The 23773-nt window shown below is 33.1% G+C and carries 23 protein-coding genes; 14 read left to right on the top strand and 9 right to left on the bottom strand.

The genetic code is table 11. From position 1 onward, the window contains the following. The first annotated feature begins 240 nt into the window (after positions 1-240). From AABL81_RS11630 to AABL81_RS11640, 3 genes are all read left to right on the top strand, one after another. Complete coding sequence (locus tag AABL81_RS11630) at positions 241-1560, top strand: aspartate kinase (protein ID WP_341341098.1); 1320 nt, start codon at positions 241-243, stop codon at positions 1558-1560. A 16-nt stretch (positions 1561-1576) separates the two neighbouring features. Beyond that, positions 1577-2743, top strand: coding sequence for a diaminopimelate decarboxylase (lysA, locus tag AABL81_RS11635; RefSeq protein WP_158210242.1), 1167 nt, complete (start codon positions 1577-1579; stop codon positions 2741-2743). 81 nt (positions 2744-2824) lie between these two features. Next, complete coding sequence (locus AABL81_RS11640) at positions 2825-3070, top strand: hypothetical protein (protein ID WP_158210243.1); 246 nt, start codon at positions 2825-2827, stop codon at positions 3068-3070. Between the two features lie 60 nt (positions 3071-3130). Here AABL81_RS11640 and AABL81_RS11645 read toward each other — a convergent pair whose 3' ends face one another. Together AABL81_RS11645 and AABL81_RS11650 are read right to left on the bottom strand one after the other, a co-directional pair. Then, the gene (locus AABL81_RS11645; protein WP_158210244.1) at positions 3131-3607 is read right to left on the bottom strand and encodes a hypothetical protein; all 477 of its coding nucleotides are present in this window, start codon (positions 3605-3607) and stop codon (positions 3131-3133) included. Positions 3608-3743: 136 nt separating this feature from the next. Then, positions 3744-4979 (bottom strand): porin, encoded by a 1236-nt coding sequence (locus AABL81_RS11650; protein WP_158210245.1) that lies wholly within the window; start codon positions 4977-4979, stop codon positions 3744-3746. Between the two features lie 116 nt (positions 4980-5095). Between AABL81_RS11650 and prmA the strand changes: the two genes are divergently transcribed. From prmA to AABL81_RS11665, 3 genes are all read left to right on the top strand, one after another. Further along, entirely contained in the window at positions 5096-5929 is an 834-nt protein-coding gene (gene prmA, locus AABL81_RS11655; RefSeq protein WP_158210246.1) for a 50S ribosomal protein L11 methyltransferase, read from the top strand. Positions 5930-5956: 27 nt separating this feature from the next. Next, entirely contained in the window at positions 5957-6232 is a 276-nt protein-coding gene (locus AABL81_RS11660) for an ATP-dependent Clp protease adaptor ClpS (RefSeq protein ID WP_158210247.1), read from the top strand. 192 nt (positions 6233-6424) lie between these two features. Then, positions 6425-7186 (top strand): hypothetical protein, encoded by a 762-nt coding sequence (locus AABL81_RS11665; RefSeq protein WP_158210248.1) that lies wholly within the window; start codon positions 6425-6427, stop codon positions 7184-7186. Between the two features lie 32 nt (positions 7187-7218). Here the strand turns inward: AABL81_RS11665 and AABL81_RS11670 are convergent, their stop codons facing one another. Next, entirely contained in the window at positions 7219-7611 is a 393-nt protein-coding gene (locus tag AABL81_RS11670; RefSeq protein WP_090410351.1) for an orotate phosphoribosyltransferase, read from the bottom strand. Between the two features lie 23 nt (positions 7612-7634). Beyond that, a complete protein-coding gene (gene pyrE, locus AABL81_RS11675; RefSeq protein WP_158210249.1) occupies positions 7635-8276 on the bottom strand; it encodes an orotate phosphoribosyltransferase in 642 nt (213 codons plus the stop codon). Between the two features lie 7 nt (positions 8277-8283). On the opposite strand from pyrE, the gene AABL81_RS11680 reads away from it, so the two are divergent. After that, the gene (locus AABL81_RS11680) at positions 8284-8886 is read left to right on the top strand and encodes an NUDIX hydrolase (protein WP_158210250.1); all 603 of its coding nucleotides are present in this window, start codon (positions 8284-8286) and stop codon (positions 8884-8886) included. A 78-nt stretch (positions 8887-8964) separates the two neighbouring features. Here AABL81_RS11680 and coaD read toward each other — a convergent pair whose 3' ends face one another. Together coaD and AABL81_RS11690 are read right to left on the bottom strand one after the other, a co-directional pair. Beyond that, on the bottom strand, positions 8965-9417 hold the full coding sequence (gene coaD, locus AABL81_RS11685; RefSeq protein ID WP_158210251.1) for a pantetheine-phosphate adenylyltransferase: 453 nt from the start codon (positions 9415-9417) through the stop codon (positions 8965-8967). 9 nt (positions 9418-9426) lie between these two features. After that, positions 9427-10407 (bottom strand): D-alanine--D-alanine ligase, encoded by a 981-nt coding sequence (locus AABL81_RS11690; RefSeq protein WP_090409245.1) that lies wholly within the window; start codon positions 10405-10407, stop codon positions 9427-9429. A gap of 123 nt (positions 10408-10530) precedes the next feature. Here AABL81_RS11690 and AABL81_RS11695 point away from each other — a divergent pair, with 123 nt between their 5' ends. The 7 genes from AABL81_RS11695 (at position 10531) to AABL81_RS11725 (ending at position 18607) form a co-directional block, all read left to right on the top strand. Next, complete coding sequence (locus AABL81_RS11695; protein ID WP_341341099.1) at positions 10531-11124, top strand: PASTA domain-containing protein; 594 nt, start codon at positions 10531-10533, stop codon at positions 11122-11124. Between the two features lie 20 nt (positions 11125-11144). Continuing rightward, positions 11145-12197: an RluA family pseudouridine synthase gene (locus AABL81_RS11700; protein ID WP_158210253.1), complete on the top strand. Its 1053-nt coding sequence runs from the start codon at positions 11145-11147 to the stop codon at positions 12195-12197. 230 nt (positions 12198-12427) lie between these two features. Then, positions 12428-13744: a tRNA lysidine(34) synthetase TilS gene (tilS, locus tag AABL81_RS11705; RefSeq protein WP_341341100.1), complete on the top strand. Its 1317-nt coding sequence runs from the start codon at positions 12428-12430 to the stop codon at positions 13742-13744. Continuing rightward, entirely contained in the window at positions 13741-15732 is a 1992-nt protein-coding gene (locus tag AABL81_RS11710; protein ID WP_341341101.1) for a protein-disulfide reductase DsbD family protein, read from the top strand. Before tilS ends, AABL81_RS11710 begins: the two co-directional genes overlap by 4 nt. Before the next feature lie 241 nt (positions 15733-15973). Further along, positions 15974-16819, top strand: a complete 846-nt coding sequence (locus AABL81_RS11715) for a DUF2911 domain-containing protein (protein WP_158210256.1) — start codon at positions 15974-15976, stop codon at positions 16817-16819. A gap of 101 nt (positions 16820-16920) precedes the next feature. Beyond that, entirely contained in the window at positions 16921-18261 is a 1341-nt protein-coding gene (gene purB / locus AABL81_RS11720; protein WP_341341102.1) for an adenylosuccinate lyase, read from the top strand. Positions 18262-18331: 70 nt separating this feature from the next. Then, positions 18332-18607, top strand: coding sequence for a hypothetical protein (locus tag AABL81_RS11725; protein ID WP_158210257.1), 276 nt, complete (start codon positions 18332-18334; stop codon positions 18605-18607). 561 nt (positions 18608-19168) lie between these two features. Here AABL81_RS11725 and lpdA read toward each other — a convergent pair. The 3 genes from lpdA to truA form a co-directional block, all read right to left on the bottom strand. Beyond that, positions 19169-20560, bottom strand: a complete 1392-nt coding sequence (gene lpdA / locus AABL81_RS11730; RefSeq protein WP_158210258.1) for a dihydrolipoyl dehydrogenase — start codon at positions 20558-20560, stop codon at positions 19169-19171. 358 nt (positions 20561-20918) lie between these two features. Further along, on the bottom strand, positions 20919-22673 hold the full coding sequence (locus AABL81_RS11735) for an ABC transporter ATP-binding protein (RefSeq protein WP_341341103.1): 1755 nt from the start codon (positions 22671-22673) through the stop codon (positions 20919-20921). Continuing rightward, the gene (truA, locus tag AABL81_RS11740; RefSeq protein ID WP_341341104.1) at positions 22670-23407 is read right to left on the bottom strand and encodes a tRNA pseudouridine(38-40) synthase TruA; all 738 of its coding nucleotides are present in this window, start codon (positions 23405-23407) and stop codon (positions 22670-22672) included. Before truA ends, AABL81_RS11735 begins: the two co-directional genes overlap by 4 nt. Between the last annotated feature and the right edge of the window lie 366 nt (positions 23408-23773).

Raw genomic sequence — 23773 nt, forward strand, 5'->3', positions numbered from 1 at the left:
TTTATCTTTTTTTGTTTAAAATGAATTGATTGTGGTTGATTATTGAATAAAGTATTTATATTTGTGAGAGATAAAAAAGAGAAAATGTTTATATCAGTTATAAAGAAGGGAAAGAAACAGTACTTACGTAAAAAATCGTGAGCAGCTTTCCTATGGTATAAATTTTGAGATATACGAAGGGGCTTGTCATCACGACAAGCCCCTTTTTTTATTCGTTTAGTCATTAACAAATTAATTTTTATGAAAGTTTTAAAATTTGGAGGGACTTCAGTCGGAAGTCCAGAGAGAATGGAGCAGTTGTTGCCAATTATCAAATCCCAGGCGAGTGATAAGCACTTAGTTGTTTTATCTGCTGTTTCTGGTACTACAAACGCATTAGTTAATATTTCAGAACTATATGCTAAGGGGGATAAAGAAGGGGCTAAGGAGTCTATTGATAAATTATTTGCTACATATAAAACTTTCATAAAGCAATTATTTAAAACAGAAGACGGATTACAAGCTGGTGAAGAAGTAATTAATCACCACTTTAGTTTGTTAGAAGGTTTTAGTAATGATTTGTTTACTTCAATGGAAGAGCGAATTGTACTGGCTCAAGGAGAGCTTTTATCAACTACTTTATTTCATTTTTATTTAAAAGAAAAAGGGATTAGTTCTGTTTTGTTAGCTGCATTAGATTTTATGCGTATTGACGAAGAACAAGAGCCTAATTTAGAATATATTAAAAGTCAGCTTGAAGCAGAGCTTGGTAAATATCCAAAAGAAACATTGTTTATCACACAAGGATATATTTGTCGCAATGCTTTTGGTGAAATAGATAACTTAAGACGTGGAGGTTCTGATTATACAGCGTCTTTAATTGGTGCTGTGTTACAGGTTGAAGAAATTCAAATATGGACAGATATTGATGGTTTTCACAATAATGATCCTCGCTTTGTACCGAATACTAAACCGATTGCAGAACTTAGTTTTGAAGAGGCTGCAGAGTTAGCTTATTTTGGAGCAAAGATTCTACATCCTCAGAGCGTATTTCCAGCACAACGTTTTAATGTTCCTGTGCGATTATTAGACACGATGGACTTAAAAGCACCGGGTACCTTAATTTCTGGTAATTCACAAAATGATGACCAAATTGTAGCTATTGCTGCAAAAGATGGTATTACCGCTATTCGAATTAACTCATCACGTATGCTATTAGCTTATGGTTTTTTAAGACGTGTATTTGAAGTTTTTGAGCGATATAAAACACCTATCGATATGATTACAACGTCTGAAGTTGCAGTGTCTTTAACTATAGATCAAACGCAGTATTTAGATGAAATCATCACTGAGTTAAATTATTTTGGAAGTGTTGAGGTGGATAGTGATTTAGCGATTATTTGTATAGTAGGGGATTTTAGAAATAATAAGTTAGGACACGCTACGATTGTTTCTGAAGCTGTAAAACATATTCCAATTCGTATGATTTCGTATGGAGGAAGTGAGCATAATATATCACTACTTGTACCAGCTAAACATAAATTAGAAGCATTGAGATCACTACATAATAGATTGTTTTAATAGGAAATAATAGGCTATGACAAAAGAAATTATCAGTAAGTTGGCAGATGAAAATACGCCATTGTATTACTACAACTTACCTTTGTTAAGAGAGACAATATCAGTTGCTAAAAATGCGGCTGATAGATATGGATATCACATTCATTATGCTATTAAAGCAAACAATAATCCGCGTGTACTTCAAGAAATAAGTAAGTTTGGACTTGGTGCAGACTGTGTAAGTGGCTATGAAATTGAGCGAGCAATAGACAATGGGTTTAAAGCAGAAGAAGTTGTTTTTGCAGGAGTTGGTAAAACAGACAGAGAGATTTTAACAGGATTACAAAACGGTATTTTGTCTTTTAATGTAGAGTCGGTAGAAGAACTACGCGTTATCGGAGATTTGGCGAAAGAACATCAATTAGTTGGAAGAATTGCTTTGCGTATCAACCCCAATGTAGATGCCAAAACGCACCATTATATTACTACGGGATTAGACGAGAATAAGTTTGGAATAATGATGCATCAACTACAGACTTGTGTTGATATAATTTCAGAGAATAGTTTTTTAGAGCTTGTAGGTCTTCACTTTCACGTTGGGTCACAAATAACAGACTTAAATGTTTATAAGCGACTATGTATAAAAGTAAACGAGTGGAATACGTGGTTTTATGAAAGAGGATATCATATTCCTATTCTAAATTTAGGAGGGGGATTAGGGATTAACTATGCTGAACCTGATGAAGAAGCTATTGTGAATTTCTCTAATTTCTTTTACTTGTTTCACGAGTTTTTAGATTTGAGAGAAAATCAACAAGTGCACTTTGAATTGGGGAGATCACTTGTAGCCAATTGCGGCACATTGGTTAGTCGTGTATTATATATAAAAGAGGGAATAAAAAAGAATTTCGCCATTTTAGATGCAGGTATGACGGAATTGTTGAGACCAGCGTTATATCAAGCATATCATAAAGTAGAATTATTGTCTGATAAATTTATTGAACAAGAAGAAGATAAAGCAGTTACAAAGTACGATGTAGTTGGTCCTATTTGTGAGAGTAGTGATTGTTTTGGCAAAGATGTTTTGTTGCCAAAATTACAGCGTGGAGACTTAATCGGTATTAGATCAGCAGGTGCATATGGAGAAGTAATGTCATCAAGATATAATTTGAGACAAGAGTTGAGTTATTTTTTCAAAGAATAGTGTTTAAATAGTTTTAGTTTTGGAATAGTTTGTTAAATTTGATTTCTATCAAGAAGAATTAATAAATTAAAATAAACAAGGATGAAATTAGGAGACATTGATGTAGCTGGTGAAATAATTGACTTAAACTTTCAATTATTAAGAACACAAATTTTATTAGAAGAAGTATTGAAACACAATGCTGAGACTATGAAATTACCTTCACCAGAAGCGATGAATGAGATTAATGAATTTGCATTGAAATCGATTCAAAAGAAATTTCCAAATATGAACATTGGAAAAAGAGAAGATGAAGCAAAAGGAGCAGAAGGAGCTCAAGCTGAATAAAAAAAAACGCCAAGTATTACTTGGCGTTTTCTTTTTTAGGATATTTCCTTTATTAATGTGTTAGCTACAGAATTCTGCTGACCAATCTTCGTGTCCTCTGTTTTGGTAACATTGGTAACTTTCTTGAATAGATAATACTTTGAAGTTTCCATCAATAGTTTCAACTTCCATAGTAACTTTTATAGCTTTAATAGAATCGTCCATACGACCATCTTCCACTAATGTAAGTAAAGTTACGTTTTCTTTATCTGTATTAGCTTTTGTAATTACATAAGAATATTTTCCTTCTGCTCCAGTATCTTCTGGTTGGTATTCTTGCATAACAGCTTCAATAGTTTCCGCTTTATTCTCAGCTAATGCATTATTAAGATTATCAATTTTTTCTTGTTCGATAACTCTAAATTCCTTGCTTTCTGTTGCAACTGTTTCTTGTGTTTCTGTTTGTTCTACAGTAACATTTTCAGTTTCGTTCTTTTTACCACAGCTGTACAGTGAAAAAGCAAAAAGTAAACCTACTACTACAATCGATTTTTTCATAACTTCTAAATTTATTTGAATTTTATTTCAAAATTAGACAATTATAACTGAATTTGAAAGTAATAGTAGGTTTATAAGTTGTTGTAATATAGTTTTTTAGCGTATAAGTTGTTTGGGTACTTAAACTATATTGATGTTATATTCCCATTTCAAACTGCATTCTAAAATACCAGTTGTTCTTTACGGGATTATTAATGATATCTAAGCGTTCATAAGTAAATTCTGCTTGAATTTTAAATGCGTGTTCCCATAAATACTTAGTAGCCCCTAAAGTAAACTGCGTTGTATTAGGAAGATTTAATTGTTCATATAACTGTTTCTTCATTGTTTGTGTAGAAACACGTCCAATTAACTCGTAGTTACTTGGAAACAAATAACTCAATTGATAATCTAAACCATGTCCTGCAAATACGTAAGCGTAGTCTTTACTTAAATCACCTGGTGTTTCATAAGAAATAGCATCGTCAAGAGAACGGCTCATATATGATACCATTCCTGCCCAACCATTATACTTAAATATACCATCAGCAAAAACAGAGTTAAACGATTTGTCTTGTAATAGTTTATTACCTAATTGTCCTTGTGAAGCTTGCGCATTATTATTGTGAGAGAATGTACCAGCAAGCATTAATTTAGGTTTTACTTCACGAGCAAGGTCTCCTTCAAAGAAAGCCCCACCTTTAGCAAACTTACCAAAAGGATAAAGTTCAACACGACCCGTTAAAGCGTAACTATCACTTTCTTTACCTGTCCAGTTTCTTCCATGTCCAGTTGAAATAGCTGTTTTAAGGATATAACCGAAGTCGTCTTTTTTCTCGTTTAAGTAATAAGCTTGTACACCAAAGTCTCTATCTAAGTTAAATTTAGCATTATTGATAGAGCGGTCTGTTAATTGTAAAGCACCAGAAGAGTTGGTACGTTGTCTGTTACCAGGAAGTTTAGTTTGTCCAAAAATGAAGTTCCAGTGTTCATTAGGACGATAAGTCATTGCAGCATCACGAATGATTTTTGGTGGATCTCCGTTCTCTGATTTCCCCACATCTCCAGGCGCAAAAGAAAGTTGCACAACATATAAGAATTTAGGGTTACCTACATAACCATCAAAACGTAAACGCAGTCGTCTAATTTCACCTGCAAACGTTGCTTTTTCATCTTGATTGCTATAAGCTGTAATTCTATTCTGCATCCTAAAACGCAGATTTAATTTAAAAATACTATCAGGAGAAGTCATACCAATCCCTTTACCATAACTGTAATAAGGTAATTGTTCAAGTTTAATATCATTAGGCCTGGCTTCGTGTTCTGTTGTTTTATCTTGGGCTGAAACCAGTAAAGGAAACCCAAGTAATAGCGCTAGTAAAAGCTTTTTCATAGAGTATTGTATTATAATGCAAAAATAGCATTAGTTTTGCACATAGTTAAGTTTTAATTTTTAATTCAAGGTAAACTTAATGTTATCAAATAGTTAATAAATAACAACAATAATATATGGTATATATTGCCTATCACTTTAATGTAGACCCTAAAGAAGTAGGAACAGAAATTCTAATTGCTGAGTTAGGAGAAAAGGCGTTCGAAAGCTTTGAAGAGACAGCAACAGGAGTAAGTGCTTATGTTCAAAAAAGCTTGTGGACTCCAGATATTTTAGAGGATATTTTTATTCTTCAATCAGATCAATTTACAATTACTTATCGCAAAGAAGAGATTGCACAAGTAAATTGGAATGAGGAATGGGAAAAGAATTTTGACCCGATTGATGTAGATGGTGTTTGTTATGTACGTGCACCTTTTCACGCAAAAACAGAAGCGGAGTTTGATATTGTAATCGAACCTAAGATGAGTTTTGGAACGGGACATCACGAAACTACATTTATGATGATTCGCCAAATCTTAACAAATGATATGCAAGGAAAACGCGTATTAGATATGGGATGTGGTACTGCAATTTTAGCAATTTTAGCGTCAATGCGTGGAGCAACACAAGTAGATGCAATTGACATTGATAATTGGTGTTATATCAATTCAATGGAGAATGCGCAACGCAATAATTGTGAGAATATCAATGTATTTGAAGGAGATGCTTCAATCTTAAAAGGAGAGCCTGTTTACGATGTTATTTTAGCTAATATCAATCGTAATATCTTATTAAATGATATGGATAAATACATTGCTTGTCTAACAGAAGGAGGAGCAATTTACTTTAGTGGATTCTATACTGAAGATGTTTCTGCTATTCAAAAATGTGCAGAAGGATTAGGTTTGTCATTTGAAAAACAATTAGAAAAAAATAATTGGGTATCTTTGAAATTCGTTAAAGCATAGTTTTTTAGAATATTAAAAGAGTTAAAAATGAGTACACAAGAACAAGTTCAAGAGAAGGTTGATATTTCAGAATTGTTGAATAACAATACTGAGATTGTGCTGTATAATGATGATGTTAATACATTTGATCATGTGATAGAAACGCTTGTAAAAGTTTGTAAACATACATCTGAACAAGCGGAACAATGTGCTATTTTAGTTCATTATAAAGGAAAATGTACAGTGAAAACAGGAGAGTTTAAAAAGCTTCAAGCACAATGTTTGCAACTTTTAGATGCAGGATTAAGTGCTGAGTTAGTATAAATAGGAATGTTTCTCAAATAAAATAAAACGGGTGGTTAATTGTATTAGCCACCCGTTTTTGTTTTAAATGGATTGTCAAAAGTTTAAAATACAAGGTCTTTTGTAAAAGGGGATAGCCGCTATTTTATTGATTTGATTATTGAAAGGACTTTATTTACTTGTAATAATTAATATCTTTGAAAAAAAACAAAAATGAAGAAGATTTATTTAATGTTCATTGGTATAGGGTTATTTTTTCAATCATGTGTAATGAAAGAAGAAATGAATGTAAATTCAAACGAAGAGTTTGAGTTTAATTATAGTATAAACTTCTCAGAGTTATTACAATCTGCAGGTGAGTTAAAATCAGTAACAAAAGGGGCTGATGGGTTTGTAGGTATGATTAATGGAAAGGAGTTATCATTAGAGGAGTTATTAGATTTATCGTTGATAAATGAAAAGAATCCAGAAGTAAAGAAAGACAGTATTATGAAAGTAGATGCTGATTTTTTTGAGACAACTAAGAAGATACGATTGAAAGCTACCTTGAATGATAGCATTGGTGATATAACATTTAAGTTTAAAGCTAAAGGAGTTGAGGAACTTAATAAAACAATCAGTAGTTTACAAAAGATAGAAGAGAAAACAGCTGCATTGAATAGTTCTAAGCAGAATAATCAAATGGGAAGTAGTCCAATGTTTTTAGATGATGCGGTATTTAGTTTTAAGAAAAATACGTTTGAACGCAAAGTAAATTTAAAAACTAAGAAAGAAGAAGAACCAAAAGAAGCAGGAGGAATGGAAGGGTTCTTTACTTATAAGATTATAGTGAATTTTGATAAGCCAATTAAGAAAGTGTCTTATGAAGATGCTGAAATTAGTAGCGATGGTAAGTCATTTACCAAAACCTTTTCGCTTACAGAGTTGATGGAGAATCCTGCTTTATTAGAGTATAAAGTGGAATTAAAGAAATAAAAAAAGCCCGATTATTTAATCGGGCTTTTTTATTATAATTTATTCATATTTCCAGCTAAAGCTTCAATGAATTTACCGATAGGTCCTTTTACCATCATCGCCATCATTGGGTTGAAGCTTCCTTCAAACTGAAGTTGAATTTCAGTATTATTAGCATCAACTTCTGTGATATTTCCTGTAAGTGTGAAAGGAAGTTTATCACTTGCAGCTCCTAAAACTATTTTAGAATGAGGTGTTTGCTCTTTCTTTTTAAGTTTAATTTCCGGCATTCCTTTTAATGCGAATATGAAAGAATCATCTCCTGTTACTTCAAATTTTGCAATTGAGTCAGGCATTAATTTTTCAAAGTTTTTCACGTCGTTTAAGGCGTTGAAAATATATTCAGCAGATTGAGGAACTGTAACTTTAGTGCTTTCTAAGTTCATAGAGATTAGTTTTTAGTCAATTATTATTGATTCCATTCTGATGGATTCTTTCTCCACTCTTGAAGAGTATCTAAGTCAGTATCAGAGATGTATTTTTGATTCACTGCATTTTCTAATAAAGAAGAATAATTGCTCAATGTAGTTAATTCAATTCCTGCATTTTTGAAATTATCTTCAGCTACTTGGAATTCGTAAGTAAAGATAGCGGCCATACCTAAGATATTCGCTCCGTTTTCTTTAAGAGCTTCCACTGCTTGTAAGCTACTTTTTCCAGTACTGATTAAGTCTTCAATTACGATAACGCTTTTTCCAGGTTCAAGTTGTCCTTCAATCTGGTTTTGTCTACCGTGTTTTTTAGGCTCAGGTCTTACATAAACAAAAGGTAAGTCAAGTGCTTCCGCAACTAATAAACCAATTCCAATAGCTCCTGTAGCAACACCAGCGATAACATCTGGTTTCCCATATTTGCTGATAATGTTGTTAGCAAACTCTTGTTTTAAGAATTTACGAATCTCTGGAAATGATAGAGTAATACGGTTGTCGCAATAAATTGGTGATTTCCATCCAGAAGCCCAAGTAAAAGGATTTTTAGGATTTAATTTAATTGCGTTAATTTGCAGAAGTAATTCGGCCGTCTTGTGTGCTGTTTCTTTATTAAAAATCATAATACAAATGTATAAAGTTTTTGTAAACGACAAACCTTTGTTTCTAACAGATAAAATCGAGAAAGAAACCGATTTTCAATTGTTCTTATTAGATAGTGTCGATATTGACAAAATTATCATTAAATATTTTCAAAATAAAATTGATAAGGCTTTTTTATACCATCCAAATGAAAAACAAATCTTAAAAAAGATAAAAGATAAGATTCCTGTGCAAAAAGCTGGAGGTGGATTGGTATATAATTCAAAAGGAGAGATTCTTTTTATTCTTCGCAGTGGTAAATGGGATTTACCTAAAGGAGGAATTGAAAAGAACGAAGAAATGGAAGAAACTGCTATTCGCGAAGTGGAAGAGGAGACAGGAGTAAACGGATTAGAGATAGTGCGTAAACTACCTAAAACCTACCATATCTTTAAACGTAATGGCAAGTACAAGTTAAAAATAACAACTTGGTATGAGATGAAAACTGATTTCGAAGGAACTCCAGTTGGACAGTTGGAAGAAGGAATTGAAAAAGCTGTGTGGTTAAACAAAGAGCAAATTAGAGAGGCAATGAATAATTCGTATGAGAATATTAAATTATTGATTGACGAGGCAGGAGTCTTGAAATAAATAAGGTTCTTGTATTCCACAAATAAGAAAAATACATATAAAAAAATCCGTTCTATCATAGAACGGATTTTTTTATATTTAAAACTTAACTGGTTCTGGAACTAATTTAGAATAGTCTCCTTTATTTCTTATAACGTCGCGTACGATACTTGAACTGATAAAAGAAGTGCTTGCAGCAGTAAGCAAAAAGACAGTTTCTATTTTAGAAAGAAAACGATTTGTATGAGCAATCGCTTTTTCAAATTCAAAATCAGCAGGGTTTCTAAGTCCTCTTAAAATAAATTGAGCATTAACTTCAAAACAATAGTCTGTTGTTAGCCCTTCATAAGTGGTTACTTTTATTTTAGGTTCGTCTTTAAAAGTTTTTTCTATAAAACGCTTTCTTTCTTCAAGAGAAAACATATACTTTTTATCAGAATTAACTCCTATTGCAACTATAATCTCATCAAACAAAGGTAATGCTCTGTTTATAATGTCATAGTGCCCATTTGTAATAGGATCAAATGAACCAGGAAAAACTGCTCTTCTCATAGTTAATAATTATTGTGCCTTTTGCAAAGCTAAAACAATTGCGTTGCCAAACAAATCAGATAAAGAGATATTCGCTTGTTTCGCTTGTTGAGGTAAGATACTTTCATTTGTCAAACCTGGAACAGTATTCATTTCTAATAAGAAAGGAACGCCGTCTACAATGATAAATTCACTGCGAGAGAATCCTTCCATTTTCAAGATTTTATAAATACGAGAAGCGATATCTTCTATTTTAGCTTTTGTAGCTTCGTCAATTCGTGCAGGAGTAATCTCTTGAGATTTTCCTAAATATTTAGCTTCGTAATCAAAGAAGTCGTTTTCTGAAACAATTTCTGTAATTGGTAAAACAATTATTTCTCCTTGGTAATTGATCACACCAACAGAAACTTCAGTACCATTTAAGAAACTTTCAATAATAATTTCATTGTCTTCTTTATAAGCTGTTTCAATGGCTTGTAACAACTCTTCTGTATTCTTAGCCTTAGAGATACCAAAGCTTGAACCAGAGCGATTAGGTTTAACAAAACAAGGTAATCCTACGCGTTGAATGATAGCTTCTGTATCAATAACATCTCCTTCATTCAAATAATAAGAGATTGCTGTTTTAATACCATAAGGTTTTACAACAGATAGCATATCTCGTTTATTCATTGTTAAAGCAGCTTGATAATAATCACAAGAAGTATGAGGCATACCAATTAAATTGAAGTAAGCTTGCATTAAGCCATCTTCTCCTGGAGTACCGTGTATTGCGTTGAATACAACATCAAATGAAATCTTGTTTCCATTGTATTGAACAGAAAAATCATTTTTATCAATTGGAAATTCGGCATTGTTTTCATCAACATAGACCCATTTGTCTTTCAGAATGTGAATTGCGTATGGGATGTATTTATTTCTATCTAAATTATCAAAGACAACTTTTCCACTTACTAATGAGATTTTATATTCGCTTGAATAACCTCCCATGATAATAGCTACATGCTTCATTTTTAATTAGTTTTATTTCTCGAGAGAGAAAATTATAGGGTACTTTGGGTAAAACAAATTTATAACAAAACATAGAAACAAAAAATGTTTTCGATTTTATATCTTTGCCCAAAATAAATAGATATGAAATTATTTGGTTTTTTAAAAAGCAAGGCTTTTTTTATTTCTCTAATCGCTGCAGTAGTTATGCTTGTAGCTGGAGTATTTTTAGCTCTTAAATGGTTAGAGAAAACAACAAATCACGGGCAACGTATTGCTGTACCATCAATTTTAAAGTTGGATACAGACCAAGCAATCCAGGTTTTAGAGAAAAACAGTTTGCGTATGGTTGTACTTGATACGTTAGATTACGATAGAGATTTTCCTCCTTTAACTATTCTTGAACAAGATCCAGAACCAAATACGGATGTAAAAGAGAATAGAAAAATATATGTAAAGATTAACGCAGCAGGTTATGGAAAAGTGATTTTACCAGAATTTGAAAAGTTAACGTACAGACAAGTTTTAGCAACTATTAAATCGTTAGGGTTAAAAGAGGGGACTATTTCTTATGAAACATTTATAGGAAAAGATGTAGTCTTGAGAGTGACTCAAAATGGTAAAGTGTTGAAAAAAGGAGATAAAGTGTCTAAAAATTCTCGAGTTGACTTTGTTTTAGGAGATGGTAGAGCAGCTTATACACAAGAAGAATTAGACGTAGCACCAGAGATTGATTAAGAAAGATATAAGAAAGATATATGCAAGAAGGTAATATTGAAGCGTTCGATGATTTAGATGGAGAATTATATGAACATTTTAGATTTGAAGCAGGAAAAGGACAAGCTCCTCTTAGAGTAGATAAGTTTTTAATGAACTTAGTAGAAAATGCTACGAGAAACAAAATCCAACAAGCTGCTGCAAATGGAAATATTTTTGTGAATGATGTACCTGTTAAATCAAATCACAAAGTGAAGTCAATGGACGTTGTACGTGTGTTGATGAAACAACCACCATTTGAAAACATCATCATACCAGAGGATATTCCGTTAGATATAGTTTATGAAGATGACGCTGTTTTAGTTATTAATAAACCAGCAGGACTTGTAGTTCATCCAGGACACGGTAATTACACAGGGACATTGGTAAATGCATTGGCTTACCATTTTGATAATCTACCTTTAAATAGTAGTGAACGTCCAGGATTAGTACACCGTATTGACAAAGATACAACAGGACTTTTAGTAGTTGCAAAAACAGAGTGGGCAATGACTGAATTGCAAAAACAGTTTGCTGCAAAAACTACGGAGCGTGAGTATATGGCAATGGTATGGGGAAATGTTGAAGAAGATGAGGGAGTAATTGAAAGCTATATCGGTCGCCACGTTAAAGACAGAATGCAAATGGCTGCTTTTGACGACGAAACTATGGGAAAATGGGCAGTTACGCATTATAAGGTAATTGAGCGTTTAGGATATGTTACTTTAGTTTCTTGTCGATTAGAAACAGGACGTACTCACCAGATTCGTGTACATATGAAGTCTATTGGACATACCTTGTTTAACGATGAACGTTATGGAGGAAACCTTATTTTGAAAGGAACTACATTTACGAAGTACAAACAGTTTGTAGATAATTGTTTTAGCGTTTTACCAAGACAGGCACTACACGCAAGAACATTAGGTTTTGAACATCCAATAACAAAAGAGTTTATGCGATTTGAAACTGAAATTCCTGAAGATATGCAAGAGTGTATCGCAAAATGGAAAACATACGCACAAGCATCTAATCTTGGAAACAAAGGAGAAATATAATACAGAAGGAATCAACGAGAGTTGGTTCCTTTTTTTATTTTTTAAATTAGGTATATACTTTTGATTGTAAAGTAAAGGATATTTATTTCACCTAAGTTCTATTGCATTTAAGTAAGTGGTAATGGAAGAAGTATAATAGTATCTTAAAAAAGCCCTTGTCTTCGTAAAAACACACTAAATTCATTTCTCTTTCCGAATTTATTTATTTACTTTGGTGACTTTAGATTAAAATGTTAAGTCAACTTAAAGTACATATTGAAAGTAATTTTCAAGAATTAGTAGAAAAACCATTGTTACTTGCCGTTAGTGGTGGGATAGACAGTGTCGTTTTAGTACACCTATGTCATCAACTAAAACTAAATGTTGCAATAGCACATTGCAATTTCCACTTGCGTAAACAAGATAGTATAGATGATCAGGCTTTTGTAGAGCAATTGGGAAAACAATTAGATATTCCCGTTTTTGTAGCGGAGTTTCAAACAGAACAATACGCTGAGGAGAATAAGATATCTATTCAAATTGCTGCCAGAGAGTTGAGGTATGATTGGTTTAAATCCCTCATTGCAAAAGGGGAGTATAAATACTTGTTAACAGCTCATCACTTAGATGATTCTATGGAAACGTTTTTAATCAATTTATCAAGAGGAACAGGTATTGAAGGATTGTTGGGAATACCTGCTAAGAATGATTATATCAGACGTCCATTATTGCCATTTACAAGAGAGCAGATAGTTAATTACGCTGAAGAAAATAAGATTACTTGGCGAGAAGATTATACAAATGCTCAGACAAAATATCTTCGTAATAAAATCAGACAAAACATATTGCCTTTAGTAAAAGAGACTAATGATCAGTTTGCAAATTCGTTTCAAAAAACAATTGATTACTTACAGCAAACATTTGATTTAAGTGAAGATGCAAGTCGTTTATACTTTGAAAAAATAGTTAAAAGCATAGACAATCAGTTGATTATTGATATTTTAGCGCTAAAAGAATTATCTTCGCCTATAGCTTATTTATATCGCTGGTTACAGCCTTACGGATTTACAGCTTGGAGCGATATAGAAAACTTATTAGATGCTACATCAGGTAAAGTAGTTTATTCACCAACGCATATGTTGCTTAAGAATAGAGATGAACTTATTTTACAACGTTTAGCAGATAAAGAAGAGAATAAAGAACAAATATATTTTTTAGAACCAAAACAAACATTAACCGAACCACTAAAGATTAGTATAACACCTTATGAAGAAAAAGAATTAAAAAGCGATAGTTCTGTAATTTATGTGGATGGAGATGCTTTAAAGTTTCCTTTATCTATTCGAAAATACAGAAGTGGAGATAAATTTATTCCTTTTGGGATGAAGGGCAGTAAAAAAGTAAGTAAGTTCTTTAAAGACGAGAAGTTTAGTCTGATAGATAAAGAAAATACCTATCTTTTATGCTCAGAAGATAAAATTGTATGGATTATTGGAAGTCGAATGGATGAACGATTTAAGATAAAAAATACAACTACAAACATTTTTAAAATTCAAGTTATTTTATGAGAAAATTAGCTTATTTGCTACTTTTTTTAGTGTCATTTGTGTCAATGCAAGCACAGATTGCAAACCCTGCGAAATGGCAAACTAAAATCGAGAAGAAGTCTGACACAGAATACACTATCACTTGGGATGGTGTTATTCAAGAGGGATGGCATATGTATTCTCAGCACACTCCAGATGGAGGACCACTACCTACAGAGTTTATTTATAACAACCAAGAGGGAAATTATGAGTTAGTAGGAGCGGCAAAAGAGAGTGAAACAAAAACAACGTTCAACGATATTTTTGATGTTGATGAAACTTATTTTGTAGGACCAGTAAAATTGGTTCAGGATATCAAGTTGACAAATCAAGATACACCAAATGTACAAGTTGAATTAGCATACCAAGTTTGTGAAGAAGTATGTATCAGTCAAAGTAATTTATTTGTTTTTGACTTAAAGACTTTAACTTCTGTTGAGGTTAAAAACTTTGAAGAATACGCTACAAAAACTTCAGCAACAGAATCGAAAGATAGTGCTACAAGTGAAACAGATGGAGCAGTAGTTACAAATAAGAAAGAAGAGAAAAGAGGATTGTTTACAATCTTTATTCTTGCGTTCTTCTCTGGTTTTGCAGCTTTACTTACACCTTGTGTATTCCCTATGATTCCTATGACGGTTAGTTTCTTTACAAAACAAAGTAAAACACGTGCTAAAGGGATTAAGAATGCGATTATCTACGGATTGTCTATTATTTTTATTTATGTAATATTAGGAACAATTGTTACTGCCATATTTGGAGCGGATTCATTAAATGCGTTATCAACTAACGTTTATTTTAATGTGATTTTCTTCTTGTTATTAGTGGTATTTGCTACGTCTTTCTTAGGAGCATTTGAAATTATGTTACCTAACTCTTGGGCGAATAAAGTAGATTCACAAGCAGATAGAGGTGGTATTATTGGTATCCTATTTATGGCTTTAGCTTTGGCTATTGTGTCGTTTTCTTGTACAGGACCTATTGTAGGAACTTTATTGGTAGAAGCAGCGTCTAAAGGAGGAATAGCACCTATTGTTGGGATGTTAGGTTTCTCATTGGCATTAGCTTTACCATTTATGTTATTTGCAATGTTCCCAGGGTGGTTAAACTCAATGCCTCGTTCTGGAGGATGGTTAAACACGGTAAAAGTATCATTAGGTTTCTTAGAGTTAGCTTTAGCTTTTAAATTCTTATCAAATGCAGACTTAGTATTACAAGCGCATTGGTTAGAAAGAGAAGTATTCTTAGCTATTTGGATTGCTATTTTTGGTGCTTGGGCATTGTACTTATTAGGAAAAATTAAATTACCTCACGATAGTCCAACAGATAGTATTTCTGTCGGAAGATTATTTATGGCTCTTTTAGTAACTACGTTTACTATTTATTTAGTACCTGGATTATGGGGAGCACCATTAAAGATTATTTCAGGTTTCCCGCCACCAATGACGTACAGTGAAAGTCCGTATGGAGTTGGAGGAAAAGGTGGTTCAGCAGGTGGTGATGCAGTAGGTGTATTGCCAGATGGAGCTAAATTAGGAGCACACGATATCGTTGCTTTTACAGATTACGAAAAAGGAGTAGCTTATGCACAATCAGTAAACAAGCCTATTTTATTAGACTTTACAGGATTTGCTTGTGTTAACTGTCGTAAAATGGAAGACTACGTATGGTCAGATCCATCAGTATTGTCAATTCTTAAAAATGAAGTTGTTTTGATTTCACTTTATGTTGACGACAAAAAGGAGCTACCTGAAAATGAGCAGTATATTTCTGAGACAACAGGTAAGAAAATTAAGACGATTGGTAATAAATGGAGTGATTTCCAAATGAAGAATTACCACGCTAATGCGCAACCATACTATATTATTTTAGATAGTAAAGAAAACCGATTAACTGAAGCAGTAGGATATACACCAGATGTAGATGACTACAAAGCTTGGTTAGAGAGCGGAGTTCAGAAAGTAAAATAAAACTTATCAATTAGTTAAGTACAAAGCCGAGTGATTATTTCACTCGGCTTTTTTTGTGTTATTACGTAAATAAAACTTTGCATTTTGAGAAAATATTAAGATATAAGTCAATACATTTGATAGCTATACTTAGGTATGCTAATCATTAACTACAAGGGAAATATTGTATTTACAATACTTGATTTCACGTGTAGATAGTGAAGGGAAGAGGAAAAGGAAAAATCAGAAAAATTGTTATAAAATGAAAAGAAGTTTAGTTGCAATCGCTTTTGGATTGTTTGCTTTGTGCACAAATGCACAGGTACACACTCCACCTACCAGTACAAAATCAGAGATTCACCAAGTAGTTGGGTTAACAGATGTAAATATAGATTATTCAAGACCTAATATGCGTGGGCGTTTAGTTTTTGGTGATTTGGTTCCTTATGGAAGACTTTGGAGAACCGGAGCAAATATGAACACTGTTGTTACCTTTGGTAATGATGTTGTTATTGGTGGTAAAACATTGAAAAAAGGTTCTTATGCCTTGTATAGTATTCCAAAAGTAGAGGAGTGGGAAATCATCTTTTACGCAGATACAAACAATTGGGGATTGCCTGAAAAATGGGATGAAAGCAAAGTAGCTCTGTCAACTAAAGTAAAAGCAATTGGTTCTGATCGCAAATTTGAAACACTGACAATTGCTGTAAATAATGTGAATATAGATTATGCTGATTTAGAGATAATGTGGGAAAAAGTAATTGTACCTATTCGCTTTACTGTTCCAACTGATCAATTGGCAATGGAAACAATAGAGGAGACTTTTTCTGGCCCTAAGGTTGTAGATTATTATGCGGCAGCAGAATACTACTACTTAACAGGAAAAGACCTTAAAAAAGCGTTAGAATGGGTAGATGCAGCAATACAGAAATCAGGAGATAAAGTGCCTTATTACTTTGTTCGTTTGAAATCTCAGATTCAAGCAAAATCAGGAGATAAAGTAGCCGCAGTAGAAACAGCTAAGCTTGCTTTAGCGTTAGCAGAAAAAGCTAATAACTTAGATTACATTAAGATAAACAAAGACGCTATAAAAGAGTGGTCTAAATAATTTTCAAAAGATAGCCGTAAAAAGCTATCTTTTTTTATGCCATATTTTTATATTTTGTAGTTAATGGTTTATCTTTGTTTTTTAACAACACATTCTAAATTATGTTAACAGAATTAAACGCTATTTCCCCAATAGATGGGCGTTACAGAAACAAGACAGTTGGACTTGCGAATTACTTTTCAGAAGAAGCACTTATTAAATACCGTGTTTTAGTTGAGGTGGAATATTTTATAGCGTTGTGTGAGCATAACGTTCCTCAATTAGCAGGAGTATCTTCAGATGTATTTCCTGAATTGCGTAAGCTATACCAAGAGTTTAGTACAGAAGACGCTTTGTGGATTAAGGAGATTGAAAAAACGACTAACCACGATGTTAAGGCAGTTGAATACTTTATCAAAAATGCCTTTGATCAACTTAAGCTTGAGGAATACAAAGAGTTTATTCACTTTGGACTTACTTCTCAAGATATTAATAATACGGCTATTCCGTTAATGACGAAAGAAGCTTTTCACGATGTTTATATGCCACTTTTCGTTAAGGTAGTAAACAAGTTGAAAGAGTTAAGCGTTGAGTGGAAAGACGTTCCTATGTTAGCACGTACACACGGACAACCTGCTTCTCCTACAAGATTAGGTAAAGAGTTTGACGTATTTGTTGTTCGTTTAGAAGAGCAGTTACGCTTGTTAAACAATGTTCCTTTCGCAGCTAAGTTTGGTGGGGCTACAGGTAACTTTAACGCACATAATGTTGCTTACCCAGGACACGATTGGAAACAGTTTGGAACTGACTTCGTTGAATTAACATTAGGGTTAAAACATTCGTTCCCTACAACACAGATTGAGCACTATGACCATTTTGCAGCGTTCTTTGATGCGTTAAAACGCATTAATACGATACTTATGGACTTAGATAGAGATGTGTGGACATATGTTTCTATGGAGTACTTCAAACAGAAGATTAAAGCTGGTGAAATTGGTTCTTCTGCAATGCCACATAAAGTGAATCCTATTGACTTTGAAAACTCAGAAGGAAACTTAGGTATTGCTAACGCTATATTTGAACATTTATCGGCTAAATTGCCTTTATCGCGTTTACAACGTGACTTAACAGATAGTACAGTGTTGCGTAATATTGGTGTGCCATTAGGACATACATTAATTGCTTTTGAATCTACGTTAAAAGGATTAAATAAGTTATTGTTGAATGCTGAGAAGTTTGAGCAAGACTTAGAAAATAACTGGGCTGTAGTGGCAGAAGCTATTCAGACTATTCTAAGAAGAGAAGCTTATCCTAATCCGTATGAGGCATTAAAAGATTTAACGCGTACTAATGCAGTAATTAACAAAGAGTCTATTCACAATTTCATCGAAACGCTTGCTGTTTCAGAAGATATTAAAAATGAATTAAAAAATATTACTCCAAGTAATTACTTAGGTATTTAATATATATTATAATTAGTACTATCTTTATATTATAATTAGTACTATCTTTATTTTATAAAGAGTGGTAATTATGACAAATCGTTTATTATCTATTTACAGTTTTATAACCATTATATTGTTTAGTATAATAGTTAGTTTATCTCTGTTACAAGAAGAAGGTATATATGGTAACGCATTAATTGGTGCAGTATATGAAATATTATGGCTGCCACTTCTAATATCAATTACTGTACTGCCATTTATATGGGGACATTCACTATGGAAAAACAAAGTAGATAAACTAAAAGGATTAAGTTTTATAGGAGTATTCATCTTGCTATTTAGCAGTTTGTTTATCCTTTTTTAAATAATATAAAAGATGTCTTATTCTAATTAAATTAGAGTAAGGCATTTTTTTATGGATATATTATTGCTTTTTTAATGAAGTATTTTACCTGTTTATTTATCAAAAGGAAAGAGGAAAAAAGGAGAGTTGTTATATAAAAAATAGATAAATAATGAGTTTAAATAAGAGAAGGTCATTTAGCAATAAATGACCTTCTTTGTTTGATAAAACCATCATGTCGTTATTCTAATGTTAGGAATTAAGCAATAGAAATTTACGGGAAGAAAATGACTATTTCTTAAGTTGGGTTAATTTCTTACTACCCCATACTCCTACAGAAAGGAATAGTAGTGGCGTTAAGAAAGATAAAAGTTCAAAAGACTGTGTAAATATATAGGTATCGATACTCTTGATCAATAAAATCAGTCCGACGACAAATACTAAAAACAGTATTGTCCTGTAAAAATTTGCACTTGAACGTTTCATTACGTGGTGTTTTTATAGTTAATAAAAATAAATATAGGGAATAAAAAAAGCCTGTCAAAATTTTGACAGGCTTTTCTATATTGTTGATATTTAATCTTATAAGTGAATAACTTCACCGTAAGCTTCAGCAACAGCTTCCATCACTGCTTCACTCATTGTAGGGTGAGGGTGAACCGCTTTCAAGATTTCGTATCCTGTAGTTTCTAATTTACGTGCTACAACTGCTTCAGCAATCATATCAGTAACACCAGCTCCGATCATATGACAACCTAACCACTCTCCGTATTTAGCATCAAAGATAACTTTTACGAATCCGTCAGGAGTACCAGCAGCTTTTGCTTTACCAGAAGCAGAGAATGGGAATTTACCAACTTTGATATCATAACCAGCTTCTTTAGCTTTTTTCTCAGTCATACCAACAGAAGCAATCTCAGGAGTAGCGTAAGTACATCCAGGGATATTTCCGTAGTCTAATGGTTCAACGTGGTGACCAGCAATTTTCTCAACACATAAGATTCCTTCAGCAGAAGCAACGTGTGCTAACGCTTGTCCAGGAACAACGTCTCCAATTGCATAGTATCCAGGGATATTAGTTTGGTAGAAATCGTTTACTAAGATTTTATCTCTATCAGTAGCGATACCAACTTCTTCTAATCCGATGTTTTCAATGTTAGATTTGATACCAACAGCAGATAATACGATGTCTGCTTCAATGATTTCTTCTCCTTTAGCTGTTTTCACAGTAGCTTTTACTCCTTCACCAGTAGTATCAACTTTTTCTACAGAAGCGTTAGTCATAATTTTGATACCTGCTTTTTTCAAAGAACGCTCAAATTGTTTAGAGATATCTTCGTCTTCAACAGGAACAATATTTGGCATAAACTCTACAATAGTTACATCAGTACCCATTGCATTGTAGAAGTAAGCAAATTCAACTCCAATTGCACCAGAACCAACAACAATCATTTTCTTAGGTTGTTGAGGTAAAGTCATTGCTTGGCGGTATCCAATTACTTTTTTACCATCTTGTGGTAAGTTTGGTAATTCTCTTGAACGCGCACCAGTAGCGATGATAATATGATCAGCAGATATTTCAGTTACGTTACCATCTTTATCAGTTACGTCAACTTTTTTACCAGCTTTTACTTTTCCGAATCCATCGATGATTTCGATTTTATTCTTTTTCATTAAGAATTGAACTCCTTTGCTCATTCCTTCTGCAACATTACGAGAACGTGCAACAACAGCATTGAAATCCTTGTCTACTTCACCATTGATAGTCAATCCGTAATCAGAAGCGTGTTTAAGGTATTCAAATACTTGGGCAGATTTTAGAAGTGCTTTCGTAGGGATACATCCCCAGTTTAAACAGATACCTCCTAAGTTTTCTTTTTCAACTACCGCAACTTTAAAGCCTAATTGAGATGCTCTGATCGCAGTCACGTAACCTCCAGGGCCACTTCCTAAAACAATAATATCGAATTTCATATGTATATATTTCTATATTTTATGCTACGAAAATAATCATTTATTTTCTTACTTGAAACTTTCGGATTGAAAAGTTGGTCAGCTGTTCTTTAATGAATTGTGAAGGGGGATTAGTATTTTGTCGTCTAACAATTTATTATTGTCAGAAAATACACTTATTTTTTACCAATCCATTAAAAAACTTGGCAGTAAATATGCAGGTTCTGTAGTCTGTCTAATCTCTTAGTAAGTATAAAATCACTTTAAGATAGCTTAACTATAACACTTAATAGTTGTAATAAATTCACTAATTGTAAGGGAAAGCCATTTTTTAAACAAAAAAAAGAGGGAAGATAACATCTTCCCTCAATTCATATTTTTAAGCTCCTTCTGCAATTTTAAATTGCGATTCATATAGGTTTTTATAATACCCATTTTCTAATTCAAGGAGTTCTTTATGCGTTCCTTTTTCAACAATCTGACCTTTGTCCATAACAATGATTTGATCTGCATTGACAATGGTAGCCAAACGGTGGGCAATGATAATTGATGTACGCCCTTTTGTTAAGTAATCAGTAGCGTTTTGAAGTAATTCTTCTGAATGTGTATCAATAGAAGAAGTAGCCTCATCTAATATCAAAATACTTGGGTTACTTACATAAGCACGTAAAAAAGCAATAAGCTGTCTTTGTCCTGATGACAACATAACTCCTCTTTCTTTCACGTTGTAATCATATCCACCTGGTAAACTTTCAATGAAGTTGTGAATACCGATTGTTTTCGCTGCTTTAATTACATCCGCTCTACTAATATTAGGATTGTGTAACGTAATATTGTTAAAAATACTATCACTAAACAAGAAAACATCTTGTAGTACCACAGCAATTTGTTTTCGTAGCGAATCCAGTTTAAACTCGTTTATATCTGTACCATCAATCTTGATAGAACCACTATTAATATCGTAAAAGCGGTTTAATAAGTTGATGATTGTTGACTTTCCTGCTCCAGAAGACCCGACAATAGCAATTGTTTTTCCAGCTTCAATTTCTAAGTTAATACCCTTTAAAATTTCCACTTCAGGAATATAGCTAAATCGCACATCTTTCATTAAAATATGTCCTTTAAACTGCGGAGCAATAAGCGTACCTTTATCCTCAATAACCTCGTCCAGTTCAAGTTCTTCAAACACGCGTTCCGCTGCAATAATTCCCATTTGCATTACGTTAAACTTATCCGCAATTTGACGCAATGGGTTAAAAAGCATTGTAATCAACATTGTGTAAGCAAACAAATCTCCAAACGTGGTTAAGTTATCACCATTCACAATCGACATTCCTCCGTACCAAATAACAAACCCTAAGGTTAGCGATGATACAATATCAGCAATAGGGAAGAAAATCGAGTTGTACATAATGTTTTTCAACCAAGCTTGATTGTGTCGTTGGTTGATTTCTTTAAACTTCTCGTATTCTATATTCTCTCTTGAAAACAATTGAACAATTTTCATTCCTGTCAATCGCTCTTGAACAAAAGTATTTAGGTTAGAAATCTGCGTACGTACTTCTTGGAAAGCGGTTTTCATTTTTAACTGGAATACGCGAGTTGCATAAAGTAATATTGGCATTGCAACTAATACGATACAGCTCAATTTCCAGTTCATATAGAACATAATACAAAGCACCACAAACATCTTAAGTAAGTCACTGACAATCATAAAAAGTCCTTGACTAAAAATACTTGCGATAGACTCAATATCAGACACCGAACGCGTTACTAATTTACCAACAGGTTCATTGTCAAAATAGCGCATTCTAAAACTGATGATTTTATCAAACAATTTTTCTCTGATGTCCTTAACAATGTCTTGTCCTAACCAGTTAGCCCAATAAGTAAAGAAAAATTGAGAAGACACTTCTAATAATAAGACAATACCCATTAGTCCTACATAAAGAAGTAATCCCATTTTGTCTTGTTTCTGTACATACTCATCCACTGTTAGCTTTAGCATATACGGGCGTATAGCAGCAAAGATGGATAAAGTTATAGCAAATACCACTACCCAATTAAATCGCTTTTTATAAGGCTTAGCGAAGTTTAATATTTTTTGTAGTGATATAGATTTAATTCGTTTCATAAATAAGGATAACTTACTTTAGTTAAAAATAGTCCCTTTCCGGGAACTGAAAACCCTGCGTTTCCTCTGTTTTTGCTTTCGATGATTTTTCTAAAATCGTCAAGCGTAATTTTTTCCAGACCAACATTAATTAATGTACCTACTATTGCACGCACCATATTTCGCAAGAAGCGGTTTGCAGAAACAGTAAACACTAATTTATTGTTGTCTTTTACTTCCCATTCTGCTTTGTAAATCGTACAGTTGAATGTGAAAACATCCGTATGCGTTTTAGAAAAGCACTCGAAGTCTTCATATTCAAATAAGATTTTAGCCGCTTCATTCATCAACCCAACGTTTAATGGTCTGAAGTGATAAAAGCTTAAATCGTTAGAAAAAGCATCTTTAAACAAATGCATATGGTATTCATACGTACGAGCAGTAGCATCAAAACGAGCGTGTGCATCCTCAGCAACGGTATGAATGTCAAAAACAACAATATCTTCAGGTAAAAAAGAATTCATTTTTTGAACCAAAGTCGCTTTTTCAAAAGGCTCGTCAAAATCAAAATGTGCATACATCTGTTTTGCGTGAACCCCAGCATCTGTTCTTCCAGCCCCCACCAGCTCAATAGGTGTGCGAAGTAAGGTAGAAATAGCGTGAGTAAGCGTTTCTTGTACCGTTTTAGTATTCGGTTGTAGTTGCCAACCGTGATAATGAGTTCCGTTATAAGCGAATTCTAAAAAGTATCTCAAAGTGAATCTGTTTTTTACAAAAGGCAAATATACTTTAAAAAGACGATTAGGCTGTTTATGTTATTATAAAATTAGTTTTTACTCTTATAAGTAGGCAATAGGAGTGTGTGTTTTAAAACAAGGAAAAAGTAGTTGTTGAAAGCATTGAGAAAATACCGCGAATGTTAAGACTGTTTTATGCAGTCAGTATGTATATCCTATGTTTAATGTATGTAGGGTGTTTGTATATTTTTACATAGAAAGTATACAACCAGTATACAAGCACTATACATACAGTATACATACACTCTGTAAATGAATGCAAAAAAATATGTCTCGTCCTACTATAGCTGTACAGCTATAGTTGATAATCCTGTTTTGTACTGT

Source organism: Myroides sp. C1519 (assembly GCF_038039755.1).
Lineage (GTDB): Bacteria > Bacteroidota > Bacteroidia > Flavobacteriales > Flavobacteriaceae > Flavobacterium > Flavobacterium phaeum_A.